We start from the raw sequence: 16,498 nt of genomic DNA, 5'->3' as shown, positions 1-16,498 counted from the left end.
TATTCAAATATTTGAATATGTTGATTTTATATTCATAAAGAAATGGAGAATCATATGCAGCAATTTAAAACAGAATTTTTTAAAGCGTTAGCACATCCGTTACGCATTCAAATCCTTGAATTATTAACGGAAGGAGATAAAAGTGTTAATGAAATTCAAAGTAGTTTGGGAAGTGAAGGCTCAGCGGTTTCACAACAGTTAAGTGTTCTTCGAGCAAAAAATATTGTTGTAGGTACGAAGGATGGAAAAAAGGTCATTTATTCGCTTCGTGATCCAAAAATTGCTGATTTACTCGCTATCGCTAAAGAAATTTATAATAATCATTTAATTGATACCATTTCAATATTGGAAAACGAACTGGATGAGACAGAAAAGAGTGAACAATAAAACTATTGAACAGAAAAGAAGGGGCATACTGTGAGAACTAAATTTTCAGGGAGATTTCAAGGCTATTCATCAGTCGATTTTCAAAAAGATATCCTCTCAGGTATAACTGTTGGCGTTATTGCTATTCCACTCGCTATGGCTTTTGCCATTGCTTCTGGAGTGAATCCAGAGTATGGAATTTATACAACCATTATTGCTGGGATTCTCATTTCTCTACTCGGTGGTTCCAAATACCAAATTGGCGGACCAACCGGAGCTTTTGTCCCTATTTTATTAGGCATTGTTCTTGCCTATGGTTATGCAGACTTGCTATTAGCTGGATTATTAGCAGGGATCATGCTATGTCTCATGGGTATTTTTAAGCTCGGTACATTAATCAAATATATCCCGCTCCCCGTTACAATTGGTTTTACTGCAGGAATTGCAGTGATTATTTTCACTGGGCAAATCGCCAACTTTCTAGGACTAACAGGCATTGAAAAGCATGAGCAGTTTATCGCAAATATGAAAGAAATTATCCTTCATGTAGATACCATAAATGTCTATAGCATTATAACAGCACTCATCTGTCTAGCTGTGATTCTAGGCACAGCCAAATTTCTACCAAAAGTACCGAACTCTTTAGCCGGATTAATTGTTTCGAGTATCGTTGCGTCTATCTTCTTTGCTGAACAAGTTCCGACGATTGGAACCGTTTATGGAGGCATTCCTAATGCACTTCCACAATTTGAAATGCTCGATATAACTTGGGAAAGAATTGAACGATTGCTTGCCCCCGCTTTTGTCATTGCTGCCTTAGGGGCTATTGAATCTCTACTGTCAGCTGTTGTCGCTGATGGCATGACGAACAGTAAGCATAATAGTAATCGTGAACTAATCGGGCAAGGAGTTGCCAATATTGTCACGCCTTTTTTCGGGGGTATTCCGGCTACCGGAGCCATCGCCCGAACAGCTACGAATATTAAAAGCGGTGCCGTCTCTCCGATGTCTGGCATCATTCATGGCGTCTTTGTTTTATTCACTTTGTTATTGCTTGCTCCGTATGCTTCGGCTATTCCTTTGGCAAGCATGGCTCCTGTTTTAATGATTGTCGCTTGGAACATGAGTGAACGAAAACATTTCGCTCACTTACTTAAACAGAAAACCGGAGATTCTCTTGTTCTCCTTTTAACTTTTCTCTTAACTGTATTTACAAGCTTAACTGTAGCTGTTGAAGTAGGCCTTATTTTAGCCATCCTATTATTTGTCAACCAAATGAGCAAACAGCTTGTAACAGAAAAAGTATTGCCAGATCATCATAATAAGCAAAGTAAAGTGTTGCCTCATGTTGTAAATGATCAGCATGATTGTCCACAAGTGAGTATTTATACAATCGAAGGACCTCTCTTTTTTGGAGCAGCGCAAACGTTTGAAAAAAACATACTGAACACACTGCAAGGGAAACCACGAGTGTTAATTTTACGGCTTAGTAAAGTACCATTTATGGATACAACTGGAGAAGCTACTTTCCGAAACATCGTAAAAGAGATTCATAATTCTGGAGGAACTGTACTAGTTTCAGGGGCTACATCAACGTTAAAAGAAACGTTGCAAAAAAATAAATTACTAGAGGAAATTGGAGAAGAGTATTTCTTCAAACATACCGGAGAAGCTATTAACTATGCACTAACCCAATTAAACACGAACCAATGCATAGGCTGCCATCATTTCGCATTTCGAGAATGCAAACATCTTTCTCAACCTTCATGTTTAAACAATAAAACATATAACTAAAGAGAAGGTGAATTCGCTCACCTTCTCTTTCTACATCTAACAAAGTCTAAAATAGAAGAATCTAACCAAATATTTTCAGTGAAATTATTAGATTATATATCATATGAAATTAATAAAATTAATTAGAAGAATTCATGATAAAGAGCGTGAACCGCTTTGTCCTCTGACTCCCCTTTAACCGCAAACATCATGCTTACTTCTGATGAACCTTGGTTAATCATTTCAATATTAACCTTTGCATCAGCAAGTGCTTTAGCTGCTCTTGCTGTTGTCCCTACATTATGACGCATACCTTCCCCAACAACCATAATAAGAGCAAGATTATGTTCAACAATCACTTCGTCTGCATGAAGTTCTTCTGTTAAGCGTTTTACAATTTTCTCTTCCGTTTCTGTGTTCATTTGATCTTGGCGCAAGATTAGTGTTACATCATCAATCCCAGATGGAATATGCTCATATGCTACACCGTACTCTTCCAAAATAGACAGCATTTTACGACCAAAACCAACTTCACGGTTCATTAAATATTTGCTGATATAAATGCTGCAAAATCCTTTGTCACTCGCAATTCCAATAACAGGCCCATTTGTATTGTTTCGTTTATTCACAATAAGTGTTCCTGGTGCTGTAGGATTATTCGTATTGCGAATGTTTACCGGAATACCTGCACGAAATGCTGGAATTAATGCTTCATCATGTAAAACAGTAAAACCTGCATAAGACAACTCACGCATTTCGCGATATGTAATCTCGCGAATTTCCTTAGGATTAGACACTACATTTGGATTCACGGAATAAACCGCATCAACATCTGTAAAATTCTCATAGAAATCTGCTTTAACAGCTGCAGCTAAGATTGAACCGGTAATATCTGAACCACTGCGTGAGAACGTTAATACATCTCCATCCTCTGTGTATCCAAAAAATCCAGGGAACACAACAATTCCTTTTCTATCACGCAAAGCACTCAATCTTTCATAAGATTCAGGTAATACACTTGTATACCCCTCTTCATCCGTTACAATTAACCCAGCCTGCTTTGGACATACATATTCCGCTTCTACACCTTGGCTTTGGAAAAACGCGGCTACAAGCTTCGCATTATTATCTTCACCACTTGCTTTCAGTGCATCAATATAACGCTTCTCATCGCTTTGATTTGCGTGTACTAAAGCTAAAAGATCTTGACGAATTGTCGCGATAATATCTGAAGGAATGCTTAATTCCTCAGCAATACTTGCATAACGTGCGATGATTTCTTCAATCAACTCTTCACTTTTTTCATTGCGTAATTGACGCTCTGCAGTAGCGATTAATAAATCAGTTACTTTTATATCATCAGAATTTCTTTTACCAGGAGCTGAAACAACAACAATTTTCCGTTCAGAATCAGAGATTACTATATTAAACACTTTTTTTAATTGCTCACCAGAAGCTAATGAACTGCCACCAAATTTAATAACTTTCATCACGACATCCCCTATTGTTAGAAATATTCAGTAAAAATTCTTCTATTATTATCACTTGTTTTCCTCAAACAATCAAGCACAAATTCTATTTATCGCGAACATTTGTATTTTCAGAGTGGACTCCTGGTAAAAAACTAAAAATATATACGTTCTTACTTTACACTTCAAATATAAACCATCCTAAAAATCTCCTAAATCCTCTGTACACAGACCCTGATATGAAATGTGTCAGCCTAGAAATCCATTTCAATTTTCAGCTCATACATCTGAAACTAAACTGAAAAAAACAACTGCCTAAGCAATTGTCTTTTTCATTCTATTAACTCTTTAGCGATTATCCACTTTCTCTGGATATAAATCATGGTTCATCAAGCGATGCTCCGCCATTTTTTCATATTTTGTACCAGGTTTTCCATAGTTCGTATATGGATCAATCGAAATCCCGCCACGCGGCGTGAATTTCCCCCATACTTCAATATAACGCGGATCCATTAATTCAATTAAATCATTCATAATAATATTTATGCAGTCTTCATGGAAATCTCCATGATTACGAAAACTGAATAAATACAGCTTTAACGATTTACTTTCCACCATTTTCACATCAGGAATATAGCTAATGTAAATGGTTGCAAAGTCTGGTTGTCCCGTCATTGGACATAGGCTCGTAAATTCTGGACAATTAAATTTAACGAAATAATCTCGACTTATATGCTTATTATCAAATGTCTCCAGCACATCTGGAGTATATTCAAATAAATACTTTGTCCCTTGATTCCCAAGTAACGTAATATCCTGCAGCTCACTTTCTAATCTTCCAGCCATTCAAAAAATCCTCCTCAGTATTTATGCTCTTACAACGATGCCCATAAAGGCTATAAACCGGTCTGTGTTAAACAAACGGTATTATCAATTAATCCTATCGTTTAACACAGACATAAACAAAAAACCATATCCCCTCTAAGATATGGTTGATTAGTGTCCTCATTCAAGCCATAGTTTTTTATAGAGGGTTGTTGCTATGAACCTCTTCCGTTATAACGGAACGTGTCTATAGAAATGTAATCCCTATTAAGAATAGGGAAATTAAATAAATATGTCAATATAACTTTTCAACCCTTACAAATTTTTATTGCTGTAGTGTTTTTTTGAGCGTAAAATTAAAAACATCTTCATCCTTATATGAAAGAAGCGATCTCATTATGTGGATTTTTGCCGCACTCGTCACGAGTTTATGTTTTGGAATTAATAACAGTATTTTTAAATGGAGCAATGGAAAAGGACTTTCTAAAATCCATATCCAGTTTTTCTTCTACTTAGTTGCCTTTATATGCACATTTAGTTATAGTATGGCTACCAGCAGTTCAAATTTCCATATACTAACTCTTTTAATTGGTGCTTTAATTGGCATTCTAAATACGAACGGAAATATTCAATTATCACGGGCTTTCGAAAAAGGACCAGCCAGTTTAACAGCACCATTAGTAGCAGCAAATGCTATATTTCCAATCCTCTGTTCTGCTCTTATCTTCCGTGAGCATATTTCATCTACTCAATGGATTGGTATATTTTTCATGATGATAGCAGTAGTCGTAATTCAATATACGCCTAATGCCAAAGGACAGCATCGCTATTTCGTTTGGATTATGCATGTATGCTTTGCTATTTTTTCATTTGGAACACTAGGCATTCTAATGCAAACGTCTACACACTTACAGTTTCAACCACTGGACGTACTCATCGCCATGTATGGAGGCGGCAGCATTTATTTATTGATTACGCTTATTTTCAAACGTGAGAAAGTACAAGCATCTGAACTTCGAATCGGAACAGCTGTTGGTTTATTAAGCATTGTCGGATATGGGTGTTACTTCTATGCATTAAGTACAGGGATTGCAAGTATTATCTTTCCAATTGTTAGTCTAAATTGTTTATTTGTTGTTTTTGCTGGCTGTTATTTGTTTCAAGAAAAATTAAAAGTCTATCAAATGAGTGGTATTTTCATTGCAATCATTGGAATTATTTTAACAAAAATTTAAGGAATATATAATCCGGAAGCAAATAAGCAGCAGATGCTTTCGGATTTCCCTCTTGAAAGCCACGTTTTTTACATTTTTTACAAAATATTTTATTGACAAATTATCTAAAATATCAGATAATTAAAAAAATAATTAATACCCCCAATATTAAAACCACTCGAAAATTGCGAGAAAAACGGAGTATACCTCTCTTACATCCAAACTAATTCTAGAAAGGAAGATGACAATGATTAAAGTTACAGTTACAGTTGATTTCCAAGGAAGAACTTACCAAACAAATGTATTAGCAACAAGAGATACAGCTCCAGAAGAAATCCATCAATTAGCTCTTTCTCAAGTAAAAAAACAATGGAAAAACTAAGAAGCAGGAAGCCCTACATCCTGCTTCTTTTTTATGAATATATATCTTCTATAACACTAGTATTTCACAACTTTAAACGACCTAAAAATACGTCTGTTTTATCGGGATCAAATGGTGTTGATTGGTACTACACAAACCCCTGCTGAAAATTAGTTTCGCCTTTTAAAAGTCTTAAATTCAAAAGAGAATGAACTTCTTTTAATCACAAATGGTTTTGATTTGAATACCGAGAATGTACAAGATTACACTAGACAATTGAACTGTTTAGGGAATGTTACGAGCTAATATCAAAGGACTAACCTATAACACGTTTTCATTTTTTAACTTCTGTAACGTAATTAAGAATTGAGTTCTTTGTTCACTCTGACTTTGCACCTTAATTTTGCCACCTTCCTGGGTATCAACTAACCCACAACAATTTCCAGTCCTAATTCCAGCCCATCCAAAAATTCAGCCGATTTTATATGTAGCCACTTCAAACTATTGACCGTATGATCCGTCAACACGGCTTGCTACCGCATGAAAAAGGCTGAGGGCATAAGAGATTCACCCTTGAGCAATTGCTACTCATGGCAGCCCTCTAGAACATAAGAAAAAGACTCAGAATAAGATTATGAGCCAGAAATAAAAAGAAGAGTATCAAATTTGACACTCTTCTTTTATATATTATTACATATCCCAAATGAACAGTAATAGTGTACCTAATATCGTTACTATAGCAAAGAATACCATATAGATAACGTTAGTGTAAATTGTAGCCTTATCTTCAGATTCTCCAGCATGCATAAACATTACTAATTGAACGCCAGCTTGCATGAAAGCAGTTATTAGCAGAATAGCCATTGCTGTTGTATAAGAAAGGTCATAAACAACAACAGACATAGCAACTACTGTAAGGACCAACGAGAAAATAAATCCCATTACATGGTGCTTAGGAAATAACTGTGCCATATTACATCATTCCTTTCAAGTAGACGAAGCTGAAGATGAAGATCCAAACTACGTCTAAGAAGTGCCAGTACAATGAAAAGATGAACGCTTTATTAGCTGTGTGTGGAGTTAATCCATGTTTCGCCACTTGGATAATGATGAATAATCCCCAGAAGAAACCAAGCGATACGTGAGCACCATGTGTTCCTAATGTTGAAAATAGGATTGATAAGTACCCACTTGTTTGGATTGTTGCTCCTTCATGAACGAATGTGAAAAACTCTTTAATTTCTACTCCTAAGAATACAAGTCCAAGAGCTAATGTGATACCAAGGAATGTTAGCATTGCCTTTTTATTGCCAAGTCGCATAGCATTAACTGCTAATCCAATGGTAAAACTACTTGTTAACAGAGCGAATGTGTTAATTAATACTGGTGTCATCTCGAAAATTTCCGTACCAGGACCGTTACCTGTACGGCCCTGATATGCAAAGTAAGTCGCGAAAAGTGTTGCAAAAAGCGAAATTTCGGCAGCTAAGAAAATCCAAAAACCTAAAATCTTCAAACGATTTTCTTCTGTACTATATTCAAGTGGAAGCGAGTTATCTATTTTCATTTGTTAGCACCTCGCAATCTTTCTTCTGTTTCTTCAATTTCTTTTACGTGAATATGATATCCGTGATCATGGTTAGCTTCAAATGAACGGTAAGCCATACAAACAAAGACTCCGATTAGGGAAATAATTGCTAAAGGAATCATATCAAATACTAAAGAGAACGCACCAATAAAGAAGATGACACACATGATAAACGGTAAACCGCTGTTATTTGGCATATGAATCTCTTCCACTTTATCTGGGAATAAGTTATAACCCTTTTTCTTAGCATCCCAGAATGCTTGTGACGATTTAACACGTGGTAGTGTTGCAAAGTTATATACAGGTACTGGACTAGGAATTGCCCATTCAAGAGAACGTGCATTCCATGGATCTGAACCAATATTTCTTGGCATATAACGAGTACTCCAATAGATGTTGTATACAAGTACAAGGAAACCAAGAAGTAATCCAATTGCTCCAATAGAAGCAACCAAGTTTAATGGACCGAAACCAGTTTCTTCAGAGTATGTGTACATACGACGTGCTTGACCATCTAACCCTGTAATAAACATCGGGAAGAATGTTACGTTAAAGAAGATGGCTATTAACCAGAATGAAACTTTTCCGATTTTTTCGTTCAGCATAAAACCAAACATTTTTGGCCACCAGTAAATTAAAGCAGCAATAAATGCATATACTACACCAGGAATAATTGTGTAATGGAAGTGAGCAACTAAGAACATCGTATTATGATATTGGAAGTCGGCACTTGCCATCGCAAGCATAACCCCTGTAACCCCACCGATTAAGAAAGTTGGGATAAATGCTAAAGACCAAAGCATTGGCGTTGTAAACTCAATTTTACCTTTTCGAAGCGTTGCTAACCAGTTAAAGATTTTAATACCTGTCGGAACGGCAATTGCCATTGTTGCAATAGAGAAAATACTATTTGCTAATACTCCTTGACCCATTGTATAGAAATGGTGAGCCCATACAACTAGAGAAAGAATAGTAATAGCGACCATTGAAGCAACCATTGATTTATAACCATATAGGTTACGACGTGCAAATGTCGAGATAATTTCACTATAGATACCAAATGCAGGTAGGATTAAGATATATACTTCAGGATGTCCCCAAACCCAGAACAAGTTTGCCCACATCATATCCATACCGCCATTACCAATTGTGAAGAATTGTGTACCGAACATACGGTCCATTGCTCCGAATGCAAGTGCTACTGCAAATAAAGGGAACACCGCTATGATTAGCACGTTAGTAACTAACATAGCCCATGTGAACATTGGCAGTTGCATTAATTTCAAGCCAGGAGCTCTCATTCTAAAAATGGTAGTCAAGAAGTTAATACCTGTCATTAATGTACCGAGACCTGAAAGCTGAAGCGACATCATATAATAATTTGTACCCACTGATGGACTAAATTCTTCACTAGCTAGCGGGAAGTAAGATGTCCAACCAGCATCAGGAGCACCACCTACTACGAAAGCGATGTTGAATAACATCGCACCCATGAAGAACAACCAAAAGCTGATTGCATTCAATCGTGGGAACGCAACGTCACGTGCACCAATTTGTAGTGGAGTAACGATATTCATTAAACCAAATAAGAACGGCATCGCCATAAACATGATCATAATAACACCATGTGCTGAGAATACCTCATTGTAGTGCTGAGAATCTAAGATTGTATTATCAGGAATGGCAAGCTGAGCACGTAACATAACGGCATCAACAAGACCACGTACAAGCATGACTAAAGCAGCTAGGATATACATAATCCCGATACGCTTATGATCGACGGTTGTAATCCATTCACGCCATAAGTAACCCCATTTTTTAAAATAGGTTAAGCCGGCAACAATAGCGAGACTAGTAAGAGCAATCGCTACCATCGATGCATAGATGGCAAAACTTGGATGCGGTACGGCAAATCTTTCAAAGAACTCCATACTCATACTTTTTTAACTCCTTTCGGAAAGTTATTCTTTCAACTTAATGTTTTAGAAATGATTAGTGATTACTGTGATCACTGTGATTCTCTTCTGTGTGATTTTCTTCCTCCAAATCAGACTCTTCGCCTGATTTACCATGATTACCATGTTCCGGAGCTGGACTAAATTCTAAATGCGTTCCAGTGAACGTTTGTCGACCAACATACTCTGTTTTTAATAATTCATCGAATTTTTCTTCAGTAAGTGGCTCTGATTTAGCTTTAGCCTCTTCTACCCATTCTTCAAATTCAGCAGGAGAAACTGCTTGCACATCAAATAATTGGTGAGCAGAACCTTTACCACTAAAGTTTGAATTTCGTCCCCACATTTCTCCTGGTTCATCCGCTAACAAGTGAAGCGTAGTTACCATGTCGGCCATTGCATACTTTTGCCCACCAAGCTGCGGAATCCAGAAGCTTGAGATTGGTCCATAAGAATAAAGTTTGAACTCAAGCGGACGGTCTGTCGGAACATACACGTAGTTTACTGTTTCAATATTTTCTTCCGGATAACTAAAATGCCACTTCCAGTTAGATGATGAAGCATAAATAACTAGAGGTTCTTTGTTTTCATATCCTTTCGGCGTTGCCTCAACGTCCTCCAGTGAAACTACAGTAACAACGGATAGGAAAGCAACAATGATTATTGGAATTGCTGTCCAAATTGTTTCAACAACTGCACTTCCTTCAATGTGAGGAGGTTCATAATCTTTGCTTTGTTTAGAAGCACGATATTTTACTAACATATAAATAAAAGCAGCAGTTACAACAACACAGATAGCAAGCATTATCCAAATTGTAAGAATAATAGTGTCTGAGAGTGTTGCCGCCTGAGGACCTTTTGGATCGAAGACAGCTAATGGATTTTCGCAGCCAGTAAGCACAGTGGCAATAGCGAAAATAAGAGCTAATAAAGTCCATTTCATTTTCATAAAGATTCCCCTTTCTTTTTTTTTAGAAGTTGTGTTGAAAATAATTGATAACGCTATCATGTTTACAATTACATTCTTATATTAGTATCATTAAGAAAAAAAAACAATGGAAAGTGATATATGTCACAAAATGTTCATGAAGGGTTATACAATAAATGGAATCTCCGATTTTTAATAACATCTTGTGAAAAAGGGGAATATAATAATTTATTAATCTGTTTTCGTTTTCTCTAAACTATAAAGAGATATCAATCGCTTATCGAAAACAATCGTTGAGGAAATCTCTGTTAAAAATATATCAGTATAGTAACATTCAAACAGAAGCATATCGAAAAAGAGTTATATCATAGAAAAAACAGGAATCAATTTTGATTCCTGTTTTTATAATATAATTTTATTTTAAATCCTTATAAATAAAAAGTGCCTGGGTCGACTTTCTAATGAACGGCTCCTTGTAAAAAAATTCACCATACAAATTATGTATTAAGATAAAACTTTTTAGCATGTACATCGTTACTCAAATGATTTCATTAATCAGGAAAGCATTATGAAAACCTTCCGCCTCATTTACTATATTTGGTGCAAATATTAGAGCTGTTTTTATCTTTATTGTTCTTTCTTCTATTTCAATATGAAAGAAATTGAAGAAGGAACAATAAAGATTGCAAGGTGCCAACTCACGAAAATAGATAACTCGCTGCCACTTGAATATAGTACAGAAGTAAATCTCCTTACAATTTTAGGATTTTGGATTTTCCTTACTGCGGAAGTTACGCTTTTCGCTACGTATTTCCTTTTACACGCCCATACTGATGACAGGCCCTACTGAAGTAAAGATTTTTGAAATCACTCCATTTTAATTGAAACATTTGTGCTTTTAACAAGTAGTTTTACCATTGGATTAGCAATTGATGCACTGTGTCTTAGTAATAAAAAGCATCGATTGCTTTTAGATGGTGGATTCCTTGCTGTAGAGATTTATGAATTTATGCACTATGCACATATCGGTGCTGGTATTCAAACAAGTGTATTCACATCGATTCTTTTAACAACATTAGGAACATCTTTCTTTTACAGTTGCAATGATTGTTCTACTGGCAACAGCGTTTGTCCAAATTGGTTTCCAAGTAGTCCTGTTCATTATGCTGGAGAATCTGATGATAAAGAATCCATTTATACACCTGTTTAGTATTCCGTATTCCTTGCAGTCCTTACTTTGTATAGTATAGGTTTATGAACTCCTAAAAGTATAAGTTAGATGTAGAAAGAAAAGTATCAATTTGATACTCTTCTTTTTCTTTTGAACATAACAACATTAGATGCGTTAGATTTAATTGGGACGACCTTCTCCCCTTTGTCCGTATTTGAAACCAGCTCTTCCGTTAAAATGAAAAATAAACCAACCATAAATATGAGTGTCGCGCTAATAGTAATTGTTAGCCCTATGAACGATAACATGTAGTTCCATTTGTAACCGTTTACAATAAAACTTACAATCAGGATACCTAAACCAATGACATTAGCAGTTCCACATACCCATTTTAAAGGGTTCAATATTTCTAAATTGGTTTTCATTTAGCTCAGCTCCTTTGCTTTTATTTTAATATATTTCACAAAATTGTCAAATATTTCTATAAAATTTTAACAAAAAACTTGACAAAAATATTTTGTCATTATTTTATTAAAATATTCTATGCACTATAGATTAAAAGTTCCACTAAACGAAAAGATCAATAATAGAGTAAAATCTCATCTATTAATGGTCTTTACTCCTTATTAATTCGCGATACACGAAAAAGAGTGCCTCAAAGATTGTTATTACAACATCTTTTTAAGGCACTCTTTTCCTTCATCATCTTTATAAACTTTTTAAGGCAGCCGAAAATCTTTTAATCCCTTCATGAATGCATGTTTCATTCTCTCTAGCAAAAGTAAATCGCACATATCCTTTTTTCGACCCTAAAGTAGAACCTGGAACATGGATGACCCCTCTTTTTATCGCTTCCTCCAGCAGCTTTTTCTCATTCAACGTTTCATTTATCTTGCACCATAAATGAATGCCGCCTTGTGGAATATGAAACTCAACCTGCTTATTCAAGTATTGATGCAGACTTGAAACCATTTGATTTCTTCTTTTTTCTAGCTGCTCTCTTAAATAAGCAATATGAGAATGAAAATAAGGAGAACTAAGAAAGTCATTTGCCACCCACTGATTAAAAATTCCATGTCCAAAATCAATTTGTTGTTTAGCATCCGATAGTCTTTCGATGACAGACTTCGGGCCAATAATCCAACCAATTCGCAAACCAGAAGCAACGATTTTGGATAATGAACTAATATATAAAACATTTCCATAGTCATCCATTGATTTTAGCGTAGCAATTTCTTCTCCATTAAATGCTGTTAAACTATAAGGATCATCTTCAATAACAGGGATTCCATGCTCAGACGAAATCTCTAATATCCTTCTACGTCGCTCAATAGAAAGCAGCGTTCCTGTAGGATTTTGAAAAGCAGGATTTAAAAAAATCATACGAATTTTTCGCTTTTTAAGAAGAGATAACAAATCATCCGGATCGATTCCTTCCTGATTCACAGGCAACGGATACGTTCGTATGCCAGCTGATTGAAAAATAGGAAGACTATATGAATAAGAAGGGTCCTCAAGGGCAACAGCATCCCCTGGTTTCAGTAAACATTGCACGACGAGATGCAGGGCCTGTTGGGCACCAGAAGTAATCATAATAGAAGATGAATCTGTATGAATGCTTCTATATTGTTTTACATGAGAGACAATCGTTTCCCTTAAATATGCGTTTCCTTGTGGGTGGTCATAACCAAGGCTCCCAACAAATGATCTGCCGGAAAGGATTTCTCTTAGAGAATCAACGGGAAACAAATCTTCTGATAGTTCTCCGCTAGATAAATTAATTAAGTTATCGTCGACCATTTCTTTACGAATTCTTTGTATGAGCGGTAAGTTGGGCAAAAATGAACCAGATTCAATATAGGTGTTCCAACTGGGAATACGCCTTCTAGTCATTCCCCAAATATCCTTACTAATAGTCGTTCCGCTTCCTTTTTTCCGTTCAATTAATCCGTTAGCCTCGAGTTCATCATAAGCCGCTACTACTGTACTTCGGTTTACTTTTAACTCACTGGCTAAAGAGCGTTCTGAAGGTAATGGAGTATCTGCCGGAAAGGTTCCATCAGCGATTCCATGTTCAATATATTCGGCAATTTGTTTATAAAGAGCTTTTTTAGAATTTCGATTCAGCTTCCAATCCACAATCTATATTCCTTTAGTTTCCATTATGATTTTGAACATCCTTTTCTTTCTTTTTATTAGATCTCCATTCAAGGTTTTGAGCTACCCCGCCTAGGGATACGATTGAAATAATGACAACTAAAGTGTTATTTAACCAATTTGGCATATTTTTTTTCATCAACGTTCCTCCTCCAATACATCTATATCACTTTTTTATAAAGGCTTATTAACCTTGTACATCTATTCTATCTTTATTTATAATATATATTTTAATAAATGGGACCATCCAATCATAGCATGTTTTCCCCATCCACTTAAACAAACTGATAATATTCACTAAATTGTCATTTCACCTCCCTATTTATGCCTCATAACCAAACAAAAAAAGCCCCCAAAAATCAAGGGACTAAGCCATGTTCATTGTTTCTTTCCAATCTATTTTCTTCAAAATATTTCTTCTCAAACCAAGGGCTTATGTTACCTCTCTATACCCACCCCATGAAACGAACGATTTGAGTAATTAAAAACGTAACTAAAAGCGCAATCCCTGTTGGAATCATAAAAGACCAAAATGTCCATTTTATACTTTTTGTTTCTTTATAAATATTAACTAATGTCGTTCCACATGGGTAATGTAGCAATGAAAACAACATCATATTAAGAGCTGTTAACCAAGTCCAACCGTTATTCAAAAAAATCTGCTTTAGATCTTCAATACCCTCTACATCAATTAATGCACCTGTTGATAAGTACCCCATCAATAATATGGGTAATACGATTTCATTTGCTGGAAGCCCAATTAAAAATGCCATTAGTATATAGCCATCTAATCCAATTATTTGTCCTAACGGATCTAAAAAGTTCACAATATGCAATAAGATACTCGTATCCCCTACCTGAATATTAGCTAAAACCCAAGTCAAAATTCCTGCAGGAGCTGCAACTTTTATTGCACGCTTAAGAACAGATAAAGATTTAGTTAAAGAGGATCTAATGACCGTATCAACGAATTTTGGTTTTCTATAAGGCGGCAGTTCTAACGTATAATGAGTAGGAACACCCTTTAGCGCTGTTTTAGACAGTACCCACGAAACAAGAAACGTTATTATAATGCCGAACATTACAATGCCAACGATGACTGACGTTGTAACCAAAGACTTCATTCCGCCTGTAAAGCCTGCGGCCATAAATAGAGAAGCTAAAACAATTAGTGTGCCCCACCGACCATTACAAGGGACAAAATTATTGGTCAGAATAGCTAACATCCGTTCACGAGGGGACTCAATAATGCGTGAAGACATAACTGCAGCTGCATTACATCCGAACCCCATAGCCATTGTTAATGATTGCTTTCCATGCGCCCCAACAGTTTTAAATAATCGGTCCATGTTAAAAGCAACTCGAGGCAGGTAGCCATAATTCTCAAGAAGTGCAAAAGTAGGGAAAAATATGGCCATCGGCGGAAGCATCACACTAATCACCCAACTCGTTCCCCGATATAACCCTAAAACAAGAACTCCATGAAGCCAATCTGGAGCATGTAAAGTTGTAAACATTAAGGTTAAATATCCCTCAATCCATCCAAAGAAACTAGCTAACATAGAGGAAGGAATATTTGCCCCTGCAATCGTTAAATAAAAAACAACTCCTAACATAATGAGCATAATCGGAAAGCCCCAAATGGGCGATGTAAAAATAGCATCTAATTTTTCTGTTCTTTGATCATGTTTTGTTTTTGTAAAACTAACTCCTTCTTTAATCAATTCATTGCTTTTTTTATAAAGTTGTTCAACAATTTGATCACGAACATTAGAAGAAGAAAGCTGCTCAGCCTGATAGAATAGTTCTTGTACTTCATTTTGCTTGTATGCAGATTGTGCTCCCACCCTGTTATCCCTCCATTATTGTAATCTTCTGTTGAATTTGCTGTAGAAGGTTTCTATCTCCATCTAACAATCTTAAAGACAACCATCTTGCTGGAAACTTATTACCTGAAATCTTTTCGACGGTTGGCAATAATAATGCTATTTTTTTCTCTGTTTCTTCATCATAAGTCATTTGATAAGGCGTACATTGAATGGTCCCAGTTACAACTCGATCAATAGTATCAAGCAGCATCGGTATCCCAGATTTGTTTCTAGCGGATATTTTAATAACAGGAACTCCCAAGCGCTTCATCAATACTTTTTCATTAATTTTAATGCCCATTTTTTCTGCTTCATCAATTAAATTAATACAAATAATGAGACGGTCCGTAATCTCCATCACTTGTAAAGCTAGATTCATATTTCTTTCAAGAGCTGTAGCATCCAAGACCACCAAAGTTACATCGGGCTTCTCAAATACAATATAATCCCGGGCAATTTCTTCGTCCTTTGAATTTGAAAATAGAGAATAAGTTCCAGGCAAATCAATCATTTCATATTGGTTTGTCTTGAAAGTAAATGTACCAACCTTCAAATCCACAGTTTTTCCTGCCCAATTCCCAGTATGCTGTTTTAATCCAGTTAGCAGATTAAATAAGGTACTTTTCCCGGTGTTTGGATTACCTGCAAGGGCAATACGGAAGGATTTAGTCATGGGTTAATCAACTCCCCTTCGATTCTTAAACTCTCTTCTTTTCTTAAAGCTATAGAGGTTTGACTTACACGAAAAGCAATAGGATCTCCCAAAGGGCTTTTTCTAAGTACCTCAACGACAGCCCCCGGAACAAAACCTAAATCCAGCAGT

Annotated in this window: 16 protein-coding genes and 2 pseudogenes; 6 read left to right on the top strand and 12 right to left on the bottom strand. The window is 36.0% G+C overall.

Going from position 1 to position 16,498, the window contains the following annotated elements:
• Positions 1-42: 42 nt before the first annotated feature.
• On the top strand, positions 43-387 hold the full coding sequence (locus V7068_RS09585; protein WP_499712521.1) for an ArsR/SmtB family transcription factor: 345 nt from the start codon (positions 43-45) through the stop codon (positions 385-387).
• A 30-nt stretch (positions 388-417) separates the two neighbouring features.
• Positions 418-2,160, top strand: a complete 1,743-nt coding sequence (locus V7068_RS09580; RefSeq protein ID WP_499712520.1) for a SulP family inorganic anion transporter — start codon at positions 418-420, stop codon at positions 2,158-2,160.
• A 122-nt stretch (positions 2,161-2,282) separates the two neighbouring features.
• Here V7068_RS09580 and V7068_RS09575 read toward each other — a convergent pair whose 3' ends face one another.
• The gene (locus V7068_RS09575) at positions 2,283-3,629 is read right to left on the bottom strand and encodes an aspartate kinase (protein ID WP_499712519.1); all 1,347 of its coding nucleotides are present in this window, start codon (positions 3,627-3,629) and stop codon (positions 2,283-2,285) included.
• 327 nt (positions 3,630-3,956) lie between these two features.
• Positions 3,957-4,454: a preQ(1) synthase gene (gene queF / locus V7068_RS09570; protein ID WP_499712518.1), complete on the bottom strand. Its 498-nt coding sequence runs from the start codon at positions 4,452-4,454 to the stop codon at positions 3,957-3,959.
• Between the two features lie 377 nt (positions 4,455-4,831).
• On the opposite strand from queF, the gene V7068_RS09565 reads away from it, so the two are divergent.
• From V7068_RS09565 to V7068_RS09555, 3 genes and pseudogenes are all read left to right on the top strand, one after another.
• On the top strand, positions 4,832-5,668 hold the full coding sequence (locus tag V7068_RS09565) for an EamA family transporter (RefSeq protein WP_499712517.1): 837 nt from the start codon (positions 4,832-4,834) through the stop codon (positions 5,666-5,668).
• 226 nt (positions 5,669-5,894) lie between these two features.
• Entirely contained in the window at positions 5,895-6,029 is a 135-nt protein-coding gene (locus V7068_RS09560; protein ID WP_127758963.1) for a BA3454 family stress response protein, read from the top strand.
• 68 nt (positions 6,030-6,097) lie between these two features.
• Positions 6,098-6,272: pseudogene (locus V7068_RS09555) on the top strand (IS4 family transposase); the annotation flags it as partial.
• Between the two features lie 426 nt (positions 6,273-6,698).
• Here V7068_RS09555 and qoxD read toward each other — a convergent pair.
• The 4 genes from qoxD to qoxA form a co-directional block, all read right to left on the bottom strand.
• Positions 6,699-6,980, bottom strand: coding sequence for a cytochrome aa3 quinol oxidase subunit IV (gene qoxD / locus V7068_RS09550; protein WP_499712516.1), 282 nt, complete (start codon positions 6,978-6,980; stop codon positions 6,699-6,701).
• 1 nt (position 6,981) lies between these two features.
• Positions 6,982-7,575, bottom strand: coding sequence for a cytochrome aa3 quinol oxidase subunit III (gene qoxC, locus V7068_RS09545; RefSeq protein WP_499712515.1), 594 nt, complete (start codon positions 7,573-7,575; stop codon positions 6,982-6,984).
• Positions 7,572-9,527, bottom strand: a complete 1,956-nt coding sequence (gene qoxB, locus V7068_RS09540; RefSeq protein WP_499712523.1) for a cytochrome aa3 quinol oxidase subunit I — start codon at positions 9,525-9,527, stop codon at positions 7,572-7,574. Before qoxB ends, qoxC begins: the two co-directional genes overlap by 4 nt.
• 61 nt (positions 9,528-9,588) lie before the next feature.
• A complete protein-coding gene (gene qoxA / locus V7068_RS09535) occupies positions 9,589-10,500 on the bottom strand; it encodes a cytochrome aa3 quinol oxidase subunit II (protein ID WP_499712514.1) in 912 nt (303 codons plus the stop codon).
• A 631-nt stretch (positions 10,501-11,131) separates the two neighbouring features.
• On the opposite strand from qoxA, the pseudogene V7068_RS09530 reads away from it, so the two are divergent.
• Positions 11,132-11,563 (top strand): annotated as a pseudogene (locus tag V7068_RS09530) (cytochrome c oxidase subunit 3 family protein); the annotation flags it as partial.
• A gap of 212 nt (positions 11,564-11,775) precedes the next feature.
• Here V7068_RS09530 and V7068_RS09525 read toward each other — a convergent pair.
• From V7068_RS09525 to V7068_RS09500, 6 genes are all read right to left on the bottom strand, one after another.
• Positions 11,776-12,075, bottom strand: a complete 300-nt coding sequence (locus V7068_RS09525; RefSeq protein ID WP_499712513.1) for a hypothetical protein — start codon at positions 12,073-12,075, stop codon at positions 11,776-11,778.
• A gap of 283 nt (positions 12,076-12,358) precedes the next feature.
• The gene (gene pdxR, locus V7068_RS09520; RefSeq protein ID WP_499712512.1) at positions 12,359-13,789 is read right to left on the bottom strand and encodes a MocR-like pyridoxine biosynthesis transcription factor PdxR; all 1,431 of its coding nucleotides are present in this window, start codon (positions 13,787-13,789) and stop codon (positions 12,359-12,361) included.
• 13 nt (positions 13,790-13,802) lie between these two features.
• Positions 13,803-13,946 (bottom strand): hypothetical protein, encoded by a 144-nt coding sequence (locus V7068_RS09515; RefSeq protein ID WP_499712511.1) that lies wholly within the window; start codon positions 13,944-13,946, stop codon positions 13,803-13,805.
• Between the two features lie 307 nt (positions 13,947-14,253).
• Positions 14,254-15,654 (bottom strand): nucleoside recognition domain-containing protein, encoded by a 1,401-nt coding sequence (locus tag V7068_RS09510; protein WP_499712510.1) that lies wholly within the window; start codon positions 15,652-15,654, stop codon positions 14,254-14,256.
• Between the two features lie 4 nt (positions 15,655-15,658).
• Positions 15,659-16,348: a FeoB small GTPase domain-containing protein gene (locus tag V7068_RS09505; protein ID WP_499712509.1), complete on the bottom strand. Its 690-nt coding sequence runs from the start codon at positions 16,346-16,348 to the stop codon at positions 15,659-15,661.
• Positions 16,345-16,498, bottom strand: a 154-nt coding sequence (locus tag V7068_RS09500; RefSeq protein WP_499712522.1) for a FeoA family protein, incomplete at its 5' end; no start/stop codon positions are given. The genes V7068_RS09500 and V7068_RS09505, both read right to left, overlap by 4 nt.

Origin of the sequence: Bacillus sp. JJ634, from assembly GCF_036962285.1 — a bacterium.
Lineage (GTDB): Bacteria > Bacillota > Bacilli > Bacillales > DSM-1321 > Peribacillus > Peribacillus asahii_A.
This window is presented reverse-complemented; position numbering and strand designations above follow the sequence as displayed.